This window comes from Flavobacterium sp. FlaQc-47, assembly GCF_044006475.1.
GTDB lineage: Bacteria > Bacteroidota > Bacteroidia > Flavobacteriales > Flavobacteriaceae > Flavobacterium.
Genome location: NZ_JBIPCQ010000001.1, coordinates 100,835 through 113,310, shown reverse-complemented (window position 1 = coordinate 113,310; position 12,476 = coordinate 100,835). Strand labels below are relative to the sequence as shown.

Here is a 12,476-nt window from a genome sequence, read left to right as displayed (position 1 = left end):
TTTTTAGTCTTTTAACTGCCTATGCTTACTAATTTTAACACAACCAAATTTACTAATTTAAATTTCTGACAACATAATATAAAAATCATAAAACAGGTATTTTTACTTGATGCCATAATTACAATAAACCCCATTTTTGTAGGACGTATTATTTTTTGAAGTTATTTATCTTAATGATTTCTAATCTTCCATTAACATATTCATAATGAGACAAAAATAAATAGATGAAGCTATGCTATATTTGGATTGAGGACTATAAAGGTTTTATCAATCAGGGATTTAATTTCGATACCGAGTATAGATATTTTTACTCGGCTACTGGTAATAAAATTACGAGAGCAAAAAATCGAAGACACATTAGTAATTTTTTTGGCGAAGGCATTACAGAAATCACAGGTATTATTGGAAAAAATGCCTCTGGAAAAACTAACATACTGGAACTCATCCAATATATTTCGGACGGTGCCAATACCATAATAAATAGATCATTTTTGGCAGTATACTCTGACTCTGGTAGAATGCTGATTTATAACTATAAAATAAATCAACTTTCTTCAGAGTTTCTCTCTGAAATAAGAGATTATCCGGGAAGAATTACCGATACCGCATCAGTTTTTTTCTCAAATGTTTTTGATGGTAGACGCCATAACTTTGGAAAAAGAATAATCAATATTAGCACTAATGACATGCTTAACAGCCAGTTTGGCGAAAATATTAATAAAAATTATCAAAAGACTATCCAGCAGCAGATTCTATTTATAAAGAGCCCGCAGTTTTCACTTCTTGAGCAGGCAGAAACTGACGTTGGCGGTTCGCAAAATCTGAAACCTTCAAAAGTCGTGCTTACCTCACCAATCTGGGCCAATATTACCAACAGAGTAAGAACATTTGAAGAAAAATTTAGAAGAGAGTTCGAATACCAGATACCTCTTAGAGACTTTGTACAGAGTTTCAGAAAGAAAATTACGGATAATAAATCTAGTAATTCATTAAAATATTTCACAGCGTTTCTAGTGTATATTGACTTTATACTCAACAGAGATATCCTGAAATATAGTGATCAAGGTAAATACAAGAATAAAAATGATTATCTTAAGATACTAGAGCAGATTTTTAAAGTTGCTTCAGCGGATCCTAGAATTGACGAAACATTCAGATTTATTACATCAGAGTTTACACTTATAATAGACGAACATTACAATGTATTTGAAACTGTAAAATTTCTTAGAGATTTAAGAGATTTTGAAATTGAAGACCAAAGCAGTGATGAATTTAAACAGGATATAGGAACCTATTCCAACCGGAGAATACAGTTTAATCTTGATTACACCAGCAGCATCGGATTTTTTTTAAGCGGTTATCTGGAAGCTGTCACAAATCAAAGTCTGTCTTACAGCGTGGAATGGGCTGGCATTAGCAGCGGACACAAAGCCTATATTAATCTTTTCTCCAATTTCTATTCGGCAATTGAACGAATTAAGGAACCTAATGTACTAATTTGTATTGATGAGGGCGATCTTTATTTTCATCCAAAATGGCAGACCGAATTCTTATTTAAACTTATAAAGATTCTGCCTAAACTTCTAAAGAAAAACTGCCAGCTATTCCTTACCACGCATTCCCCGTTTTTAGTATCTGACCTGCCGAAAAACAATCTGCTTTTTGTAAATAAGAACGTCGAGGGCAATTTACTGGTCTTGTCAAATGAATTGATTGAAGGAGAGACTTTCGGAGGAAACATTGGTGAGCTTTATTTAGATGCTTTCTTTATGCAGGGTAGTCTTATCAGCCATTTTGCCGCATCTAAAATTCAGGAATTAGTAATCAAAGTGAGAAGCGATAAGGATTCACTCAACAGTCGGGATCTCTTACTTATAGATCAAATAGGAGACCAGCTCATAAAAAAACAAATAGAAAAAATATTCCATGATAAAGATAAGTGATCATACGACTGAAGACTTAACTGCTTTAGCAGAAAATCATTATAAGAGCTTAATACTTTCTCCTCTGCTTGGTGACACTGGCAGGTATCATCCACGAAACTCGCTCATTGGCAGAATATCGACACAAAAAGCGGTAGATATTGCCGCCGGCAATCATGCCATGGCTGGGTTCTGGGATTATCTACTGGACAATAACTTTACAAATCTAAAGAGGGTAATAACCGGTAAACCAGATGTGTTGGAAACTATAATCACTGAAATCCAGGCATTATGCGGCAGCGCATTTTTCAGCAATGATATAACTTATAATGACGCTTCCCTCACAGCGAACGGCAATACTGTCAAAAGTGTTTTTAACTATGCTAATTATCGAAGTAAAAGGGAATGCAGGGACAATTGCGACAAATTAAATTTACAGTACTGCCCGTACTGTAACGAGCTGCCTATACAGGTTATTACCCAAGTGGATCCAATAACTGGAGACCAGGACACAATGGCATTGCTGCAACTGGATCATTTTTATCCTCAATCCAGACATCCGTACTTTGGCTTATCCTTTTTTAATTTAATTCCGGGCTGCTCGCAGTGCAACGCCCAGTTGAAAAGAGATAAGAAATTTGCCAGAAACACTCATTTTAATCCATTTGAGAAAAGGTTCGATGATTATTTTTTCTTCCAGATTGATAATCTGGCACCTTCATCTCCTGCAGATATAATTATTTCGTTCACAAATAAAACACCTCATGATTCAAAAGCTCTTAAAGACTTTGAAATTATGGAAAGATATAAACATCACTCACACCAAAGAGTGGTTTTTAAGCTTGTCAGGACTTTCAAGAATCACAGTCCAAAAATTAATCAGTCTATTAAATTCCAGATTAAAAACTTATTTAATATAGGGGAATCTGAGAAAAAAGTATTGTTAGAAAGCTCGAACGTGCCGATGGAAGTGTCTGAAATCAATCAGGTCCAGCTTGGAAAACTCAAACGCGATATTGCAATCCAGCTCAACATACTCCGTGAGTAGAGTTCTTTTTAATTAATAGTCAGCAACAAATCTTATCTTAGAAATACTGTGTAAACTTTTGTCCATCACTGCTAAAAGAACAGAAAAAAGCTGATTTCCTCAATATATTTAAACACCTGCTTCAAGGATCTGTAATTAATTAAATGAATTTCTTTTTATTTATATGTCTTCGAAAAACAGTAGTTTTACTTTACTGTTTGCAGCTGTTCCACAACTTGCTTTTTATCATATTTTTTTTCAAAAAGATCGGTAGCCAGTATTTTAAAATTGATTTCTCTAACAGACAATTACTTATTTGAATGAAAAAATTATTTGATAAAAACGATTCTGATTTTGTTCCCCTGACAGATTATGTTGATACATTTTTAAACGTTAAAAATCCTTACTATAATTTTATTCAATTACCACCAATACAGCGAAATTCTGTTTGGAATGCTGCACAAATTGAAAGATTATGGGATTCCATACTACGTGGATATCCTGTGGGCAGTTTTTTAGTATCACCAAGAAAAAAAGGAAATTCCACAAGGGCTTTTTATAATGAAAAACAAATCAAATCAACATCGGATGGATTCTTTCTATTAGATGGCCAACAGAGAACTAGAGCCTTATTAATGGGCTTTAAAGCAAATGACAACGCAAGATTATGGATTGACTTACAGCCAGATCTCAATTTTGACAACATTGAATCAAACGATAGGAAGTTTCTATTACGATTGCTAACTACATATCAGCCTTGGGGGATGAGGAAACAAAATCCTGCGGACAAGCTGTACGAAAACCAAAAATTTAAGGCAAGAGAAGAATTAAAACTTAAGCATATACATTATGATTATGAAATAGTAATTGATAACGGTGCCAATGAAGAACAATCTGATATCTTTTCATGGCCGATAGAGGCTGGCCTTCCAGTACCCTTAGATGGTTTAATAAATCTTTGCGGAGGCACATCGGGTACTTATAAAGAGCCAGGGTGGGAACTTGTCTGTAAAATGATTCCCCGTAGATATTTTCCCGACGAAACTTTCAGGTTTGAACCTCCCGAACATTATTATGAAATAATAAATGCTATACAGAAATTAATAGAAAAGCAGAATGAATCAATTATAACCAGAACAGTGGTTCTATTGTTTCAGAATGAAAATAAATGGGATCACAATGAAAATGTACAGGACAGCATGGAGGTACTCTTCAGGAGAATAAATGCAGGGGGAACAGTACTGCAGGGTGAAGAAATGGCCTATTCTTTACTGAAGTCTAGCTGGGATGATGCTTATGAAATGGTTTCCAATATTGTAAATGATAAAAAGATAGGTTATTTATTGCCTTCTACCGGAATAGTAATGGCGGCAACAAGAATGGCCAGGGCTATTCAGGACAAAAATGATGCGCATATTTTGACTATCGCCAATTTTAGAAAGTGGATTGGTGAGAAAGACCATTTGTTTCTAAATCAGATGCAGCACTTACTTCAAAAGTATTCCTCAGGTAAATCAATACTTCATACCACAATACAATTATTTTGCGACACGGTACTATACCGCGAAAATACACCCGAAGATATTGGACTGCCAAAAAAATTACTGCTCTTAATTAAGCCTGCATTTCTTTATCCATTATTTACCTGGATTTACAATATCAACAATGATCATCAGATTATAGAAAAAAACAGGGTGAATATTTTACGATATGTAATTTACTGTTTCCTTACAGTTGAAAAGCACGATAAAGCAAGTAAACTCATTATGGGAATATTAAAAAAGAACTGCAGTTCTGATTTTCCTGATAAAGAGATTTATACTGTTTTGACAGATAATGAACTTTCCGCTCCACTTCCGTCTCCAGAAGAATTCAATAAACCTTTTGAAAGTCCAGCAGACGGCTTTTTTAGAAATTGGGCTGACATTTTTGAAATCCCCGACGATCCCTATAACTCCTTTAGAGATAAATTTTGGAATAACTCCAAAGAATTGCTTTTATGGTATCAAAGAGATTATGTATCAAAATGGTTTGAGGGCTATGACCCGGCCAGTAATGATGCGTACGACACTCCTTATGACTGGGACCATATCATGCCAAAATCACATTTAATAACATCTGGAGCCTCTGCTAATATTTATTCTGAAGATCAAAACTTGAGCAATAAATTTTATTGGAACAGACAGCGTTATGTAAATTCCATTGGAAACTTCCGTCTGTGGCCTTTTTGGGCAAATAGAAAAGACAACAATAGATGCCATACTGTAAAATTAAGAATGGACAAGCAATATTTTGATAATGATTCAGATGCCTTAAACCTTAAACTGATTGTGGCAGACGATTTCTTAACGGCATCCGCAATACCATTAACCCACAAAAAACTATGGTCAGATGCAGGCGGTGCAGTAAGAGACTGGCCTTTGCAAAGAAGGCAGGCCTGGCAGTCTGCTGTTGAAAAAAGAACTATGTATTTATATCAAACGCTTTTTAAAGCATTTGAATATAAGAAATGGAGAAGCTAGATTGAATAAAAGATTTACATAAACAAGGAAGATATTAGTAATTTATATTTATGATGCGGCATTATTTTCTTGATAAATAGTATCAAAAAAATTTCTACAATCAAAAAAACATTCTATATTTGCACCCGCAATGAGAAAATGATTGCGTTTTACTGGAGGAATGGCAGAGCGGTCGAATGCGGCAGTCTTGAAAACTGTTGACTGTAACAGGTCCGGGGGTTCGAATCCCTCTTCCTCCGCCAGATAAAGTCCGAAAAGTGACTTTTAAAAACAAAAAGCCTTTAAACACTGGTGTTTAAAGGCTTTTTTCATTTGGAATGGTATCGAACCCTGCTCGAAAAAGGCTTTTTTTAGGTTACCAATCTATTTTTGTGTTGCTTTTTCAAGCCCTGGGTGACCAATAGTTGGAAGGCTATGATTCGTTGCTTCTGAGTATCTTATCGATCTTGCCGCTTTCATACAGAAAGATATCCCCAAGCTTGGTATAGGGCAGAATTCCTGTCTGCCTGTACTTTATAATAGTGTTATTGGACAGCCCAAACATCTTTTTTAAATCTTCATTTCTGTAATATTCAGGCTTCAAAACTTTTCCCTGGCTGATTTTTGAATCAATCCTTTCCAACCTTGCCACTACAGGTTCTATCAACTCTTTCACTTCCATCACATAAGATTGTTTCTTTTCTTTCTTCATCATTGGTGAGTTTTTTACTTATTATTAATTTTTCTCCTTAACATTCTACCAGCTCTCCAGCCTTCTCTTACGTTCCTGCATTAATACAATAAATTGATCCAAAAATTTAATCTGCTTCATCTTATAAGTGTATCCTTTACATTCGGAAAACTGCCTGCTTATTGTTCTTATTGTTTTCTGGCCATCCTCATTATCATGATAAGTAAAATTTTCAATTATAAATTCCTGAAAACTGGTTCGGTTTTTTTTTGCATCATTTGAATCAAAATATAAAATACCTTCATCCATTAAAACATAGAAAAGATTTGCAAGTTCTATTTTGCTGTAAGAGCTTCTACATTTTTTTAATGGCATTAAAAAAGATGAGCCATCCCCCTCATTGGTGACTAATTCATTTGGAATCATCAAATCCTCTAATTTTTTTAATCTCATATCGAGTTTAAAATAATTGTCAACAATTGTATATGTTTTAGCTCTTTTCATTAGATCCATAATATTATTATTCCACATGAAAAAATATTGTACTACGCTTTGTTCTGTTTTTAGTTGGCATGTAAATTATATAACCATAAGCATTCAGTTCAATCATACATTTATAATAAGTCTTAGATGAAGCAATTTTAGCTATTTTCTGAATTTCAAAGCTGTATGCTTCTATAGGATTTATTATCCCATTATTTTTTCGAAATTGAATTAGTGCAGCAAATATTGCTACATGTGTAGAGCTGATTCGAAAATCTTTCTCAATAGCCAGAAAAAAATCTGACAAAGTTTTTAAATCATCCATTTTATTTCTTTTTGATTTCAACAAAATCAAAGTAACAATTAAACAAATTTATCCACAAGTACAACTTTTGTTGTACCCCAGTTGTACCCCTTTATTTAATTAAAAGACTGAAATAAAACTATGCGTCAAATGCGCCACAAAAAACATTTAGATATTTTTTTTAAATATTTTTTTTCGATAAAATATTACTCATCAAATCGGAGGAAAGGACCAAAAGGAGGGGGTTGATTTGTAATTGAAAAAACTTTAATCAAAGAATTAGATAATAATCTTTTGTAATGATTACTTAAATATCTAGTAATTTAAAAAAATCACACAACTTCATTTCTTTCGCTTCACAAATTCTAATTATAGTATTTAAACTTATGGTGTAATCTTTATTATATTTTATTTCTCGAACAGTTTTTTCGTCAATATTGTGTTCCCTAGCAAATGAGCTTTGAGATTTGGCTTTTGAAGCCCACTCCACTGCTATGTAATCAACGATTATACGATTCTTATCCTTCATAATTAACAAAGTAACTTTTTAAAGCTTAAAATAATTCGGATTAAAATCCGAATTATAGATTATTTTGTTATATTTGTCAATGAATTAATATATTTGCGATTCTTCATTTAAAAACATATGAAGCATTCGCTTGGAGTCTCGTTTCCGAAAACTGCTAATTTTTAATCACGCGAGATGACTAAGTGTAAATGCTCACGCCTCTAATAATTGGCGTGGGCTCACTTATTCGTGTGAAAAGGTTCTTAGCAGTACCTCGGAAGCGGATATGTTGAGTTCCGCGCCTCTTTTATTTTTTTAGAGATTCATACTACTTAACCTAAATTCTTAGCACTGCTTTTATTTTTATTGTCTCGCTTTTAGATTTATTGTCTAACAAATCAACCTACATGCTTATGAATTAAAAAAAGGCAGAATTAAATATAGTATAGAAGCACTTCTTATTTCTAATACTATAAAAAAAGCCCTCTAACCCGCGATCAAACAAGTTTAGAGAGCCGAATTAATAAAAACTTTCGTTTCAAATTAACTAACCCAAAATTATGAAAACTTATTCATTGAAAAAAGGGTTGGTAGCACTTTGGTATCCGTTTATTTTCGGATTCTACCTCTTTTGCACACCAGCCTTAGCAAGGAATACCTTGCATTCTCCGCTTTCCCAACAACAAACACAGATCTCTGGTATTGTTACCGATGGTGCTCTTCCTCTTTCAGGAGTTAGTATTTCTGTGAAAAACCAGAAAAACACTACCGTTACTGACTTTGATGGCAAATTTGTCATAACAGTGTCCGCAAATGATATTATTATTTTTACATATATCGGCTACAAAACAATAGAAATCCCTGTGGCTAAACGCTTGATGATCAATGTGCAGATGCAAGAAGATACCACAACACTTCAGGAAGTAAAAATCAATGCTGGTTATTATTCTGTGAAAGAAAGCGAACGTACCGGCAGTATAGCAAAAATAACAGCAAAGGATATAGACAAACAGCCTGTTACGAACATCCTTTCTGCAATGCAAGGTCGTATGGCTGGAGTTACTATTACCCAAACCGCCGGAACACCGGGAGGTGGATTTGATGTACAGATAAGAGGAACTAATAGTTTACGTACTGATGGAAACCAGCCTCTTTACATAATCGATGGAGTTCCCTATGCATCAAATTCTATATCCAATAATAATATCTCTTCGATTATTATTCCAAGTGCTAATGTAAGTCCCCTAAGTTCAATTAATCCTTCCGACATTGAAAGTATCGAAGTGCTTAAAGATGCGGACGCTACTGCTATTTACGGATCTCGCGGTGCTAATGGAGTTATATTAATAAATACAAAAAAGGGCAAGGAAGGAAAAACTCGATTCACAATCAATACAAACACAGCCGTAGGAAATGTAACTCGTTACATGAATTTAATGCATACGGATCAATACTTGGAAATGCGAAAAGAAGCATTTGTAAATGATGGAATTGTAAAATATCCAGCAGCAGCCTATGATGTAAATGGTACTTGGGATCAACATCGCTATACTGACTGGCAGAAAGAACTTATTGGTGGTACGGCTCAAATAAACGATGTTCAGGCATCAATAAATAGCGGATCTGCTCAAACGCAATTTCTTCTAAGTGGCAACTACCATAATGAAACAACCGTTTTTCCGGGTGACTATAAATATAAAAGAGGTGGAGCAAACTTTAATCTAAATCATCAATCAGCAGATAATAAGTTTAAGATAAATTTATCGACTTCTTATTCTTCACAAAATAATAATTTACCCGCAACTGATTTTACACGAGAAGCAAGATCGTTGTCTCCGAACGCACCTGCTCTCTATGATGCTTTTGGAAACCTCAATTGGGAAAACGGAACGTTTAATAATCCTTTACGCAATCTTGAGGCAGTATACAAAGCAAATACGGCTAATCTTATTGCAAATGCGATTTTATCATACCAGATAATCCCAGAGCTAGAAATAAAAACAAACATTGGATTTAGTAATCTGTATTATTATGAAACCAGAACTTCACCATCCACAATATATAATCCTTCACTGGGCTTGGGAAGCGAATCTTCATCATTATTTGTCAATAACAGCACAAGAGAATCGTGGATTATTGAACCTCAATTGAACTGGAGTAAAAAAATTAGTAATGGCAAAATAGAACTTTTGGCTGGCGCTACTTTTCAACAGCAAAAAACTTCGCAGCTTGTACAAGAAGCAGATGGTTTTGCAAATAACAGATTAATTTATGATCTTGCTTCAGCCACATACCTATATGTGTTTACAAATCAGCAGACACAATATAAATATCAAGCATTTTTTGGCAGAGTAAACTTTAATTGGAAAGATCGTTACATTCTAAATTTTACAGGCCGAAGAGACGGCTCAAGTCGATTTGGTCCAGGTAATCAATTTGCCAATTTTGGCGCCATTGGAGCAGCTTGGTTATTTTCAAAAGAACCATCGTTAGAAAATAAAATTCTAAGCTTTGGAAAATTGAGAGCCAGTTACGGAACTACTGGTAATGACCAAATCGGAGATTATAATTTCTTAGATACCTACAGCTCTGCAGGCAACAATTATCAAGGAACAGTTGGTCTGCAGCCCAATCGTTTATACAATGCGAACTTTGGATGGGAAACCAACAAAAAAATGGAAATAGCTTTAGATCTAGGCTTTATTCAAGATCGTATTTTTTTAACGACTGCCTTTTACCGCAATCGTTCATCCAACCAATTAGTTGGAGTTCCACTGCCCGGAACTACAGGATTCAATTCAATATTAGCAAACCTAAATGCAACGGTTGAAAATACAGGACTAGAACTGACTATTCGAACAGTTAATATTGATAAACAAAATTTCAAATGGACAACAAATCTTAATTTAACCGTTCCAAAAAATAATTTAATAGCTTTCCCGCAATTACAAAACTCGACCTATGTTAATCAATATGTAATTGGAAAATCCATCAACATTCAAAAGGTTTACAATTACATAGGCCTCAATACCCAAACGGGAATTTATCAATTTGAAGATGTCAATAAAGACGGAAAAATTTCATCCCCTGATGATAGACAAACGGTTAAAGATTTCAGTCCAAAATATTATGGCGGTCTGCAAAATCAGTTCAACTTAAAAAGGTGGCAGCTTGATTTTCTATTTCAATACGTTAAACAAGAAAACTGGAATTCAATAAGCATGTTAGGCTTGCCTGGCGGTATGTCTAATAAAACTACAGAAGTATTAAATCGCTGGCAGAATTCTGGAGACACTGGTCCTTATCAAATGTATAGTTCAGGAACAAATTCACTGGTAACAGCTGCAAATAACCTGTACACCAGCAGTAATGCCTCTATAACCGATGCGTCATATCTTAGACTTAAAAACATTTCAATATCCTATAATTTACCCGAAAACAGTCTAAAAAATTTAAAATGCCGTATTTCTCTTCAGGGCCAGAATATAATAACCTTCACCTCATATAAAGGAGCAGATCCTGAGTTTATAGTATCTGGCTTTTTACCTCCTCTTAAAATATATGCATTAGGATTACAGCTTATTTTCTAACACGAAACGATTATGAAAAATTATATACAACAAAGACAGCTAATTTTCTTTACTGGTAATAAAATAAAATTATCAATTTATTTCGCTTGGATACCGATATTTTACTCTTTACTCTATTCCTGTGACAGTTTTGTAGATGTGGATCTTCCGACTTCTCAATTAACGGGAAATACAGTATTCGAAAATAAAAATACTGCCAATGCTGCTTTGGTAAATGTTTACGCTCAGATAAGAGACAACGGATTAATAACAGGAAAACCAACAGGAATTTCTAATCTTTTAGGAAACTACTCGGATGAATTAACGTTTTATGGAACAGACAGCAATGCTGCTAAAGATTTCTATAATAATACTATCATAGCATCAAATACTACTATCGCAGGATGGTGGAATAATACATACAAACAAATATATGCTGCAAATGCTGTAATTGAAGGAGTATCTAATAATACAAAACTTATTGAATCAGACAAAAATCAATTATTAGGCGAGGCTCTTTTTATCAGAGCACTGCTTCATTTTTATCTTGCTAATATTTATGGAAATATACCATACATTACAACCACTTCTTACCAAACAAATGCTGTCGTTTCTAAGAAACCTATCTCTGAGATATATTCTGAGGTTATAAATGATTTACAAAAAGCAATATCGTTATTACCGTCTAATTATATTACTTCGGGTCGTGTTCGTCCAAATAAATCAGCAGCACAAGCGTTGTTAGCAAGAGTATATTTGTACGATAATCGATGGGAATTGGCCGAACAAACCGCTTCTCTGCTACTTAATAACACAAATCTATACCCGTGGGAAAGCAATATTGATAAAGTTTTTTTAAAAGAAAGCACCTCAACCATTTGGCAGCTGATGCCCTCAACAGCTGGTAAGAATACAGATGAAGGAAATCTTTTTGTATTTACCAGTGGACCGCCGCCACTTGTTGCTTTAAATAATGAACTATTTACAGCCTTTAGTTCTGATGATTTAAGAAAAACCCATTGGACAAAATCAGTCACCAACGGAACCTTAACTTGGTATCACGCTAATAAATACAAACAAAAAAGTCCAACGGGAACCTCCGTTGAATATTCAATTATGATGCGTTTAGAAGAACAGTATCTCATTCGTGCGGAAGCAAGAGTACATCTCAATAAATTGGAAGAAGCCAAAGAAGATTTAAATAAGATTAGAAATCGTGCGGGTCTTCAAAACACAACTGCAACTACAACTGAAAATCTGCTGCAGGCTATTCTAAACGAAAGAAAGCTTGAGTTCTTTACTGAGCTCGGACATCGATTTTTCGATCTTAAAAGAACAGCAAATCTGGATAATGTTCTCTCTGGAACAAAACCTGGATGGAATACTACTGACAGACTCTTTCCAATCCCTGATTCTGAGTTGAGGGTAAATCCAAATCTGCTTCCTCAAAATGACGGATATTAAAAACATT

The 12,476-nt window shown here is 34.3% G+C and carries 9 protein-coding genes and 1 tRNA gene; 6 read left to right on the top strand and 4 right to left on the bottom strand.

The genetic code is table 11. The features are described from left to right. The first annotated feature begins 224 nt into the window (after positions 1-224). The 4 genes from ACHRVX_RS00295 (at position 225) to ACHRVX_RS00280 (ending at position 5,713) form a co-directional block, all read left to right on the top strand. Positions 225-1,943, top strand: coding sequence for an AAA family ATPase (locus ACHRVX_RS00295; protein WP_395327627.1), 1,719 nt, complete (start codon positions 225-227; stop codon positions 1,941-1,943). Continuing rightward, a complete protein-coding gene (locus ACHRVX_RS00290) occupies positions 1,927-2,970 on the top strand; it encodes a hypothetical protein (RefSeq protein WP_395327624.1) in 1,044 nt (347 codons plus the stop codon). Before ACHRVX_RS00295 ends, ACHRVX_RS00290 begins: the two co-directional genes overlap by 17 nt. Positions 2,971-3,269: 299 nt before the next feature. After that, entirely contained in the window at positions 3,270-5,471 is a 2,202-nt protein-coding gene (locus tag ACHRVX_RS00285) for a DUF262 domain-containing protein (protein ID WP_395327621.1), read from the top strand. A gap of 154 nt (positions 5,472-5,625) precedes the next feature. Further along, positions 5,626-5,713, top strand: a tRNA-Ser gene (locus ACHRVX_RS00280). 170 nt (positions 5,714-5,883) lie between these two features. Here ACHRVX_RS00280 and ACHRVX_RS00275 read toward each other — a convergent pair. The 4 genes from ACHRVX_RS00275 to ACHRVX_RS00260 all read right to left on the bottom strand — a co-directional run bounded on the left by ACHRVX_RS00275 (position 5,884) and on the right by ACHRVX_RS00260 (position 7,457). After that, positions 5,884-6,165, bottom strand: coding sequence for a DNA-binding protein (locus tag ACHRVX_RS00275; protein ID WP_395327618.1), 282 nt, complete (start codon positions 6,163-6,165; stop codon positions 5,884-5,886). Between the two features lie 42 nt (positions 6,166-6,207). Beyond that, positions 6,208-6,645 carry a hypothetical protein gene (locus ACHRVX_RS00270; protein WP_395327616.1) on the bottom strand — a complete coding sequence of 146 codons (438 nt, stop codon included), beginning with the start codon at positions 6,643-6,645 and terminating at the stop codon, positions 6,208-6,210. 16 nt (positions 6,646-6,661) lie between these two features. Further along, positions 6,662-6,949: a hypothetical protein gene (locus ACHRVX_RS00265; RefSeq protein ID WP_395327613.1), complete on the bottom strand. Its 288-nt coding sequence runs from the start codon at positions 6,947-6,949 to the stop codon at positions 6,662-6,664. 286 nt (positions 6,950-7,235) lie between these two features. Next, positions 7,236-7,457 carry a helix-turn-helix domain-containing protein gene (locus tag ACHRVX_RS00260; protein ID WP_099720025.1) on the bottom strand — a complete coding sequence of 74 codons (222 nt, stop codon included), beginning with the start codon at positions 7,455-7,457 and terminating at the stop codon, positions 7,236-7,238. Between the two features lie 539 nt (positions 7,458-7,996). Between ACHRVX_RS00260 and ACHRVX_RS00255 the strand changes: the two genes are divergently transcribed. Further along, positions 7,997-11,026 (top strand): SusC/RagA family TonB-linked outer membrane protein, encoded by a 3,030-nt coding sequence (locus tag ACHRVX_RS00255; RefSeq protein ID WP_395327609.1) that lies wholly within the window; start codon positions 7,997-7,999, stop codon positions 11,024-11,026. A 12-nt stretch (positions 11,027-11,038) separates the two neighbouring features. Continuing rightward, the gene (locus tag ACHRVX_RS00250; protein WP_395327606.1) at positions 11,039-12,469 is read left to right on the top strand and encodes a RagB/SusD family nutrient uptake outer membrane protein; all 1,431 of its coding nucleotides are present in this window, start codon (positions 11,039-11,041) and stop codon (positions 12,467-12,469) included. Positions 12,470-12,476 lie beyond the last annotated feature (7 nt).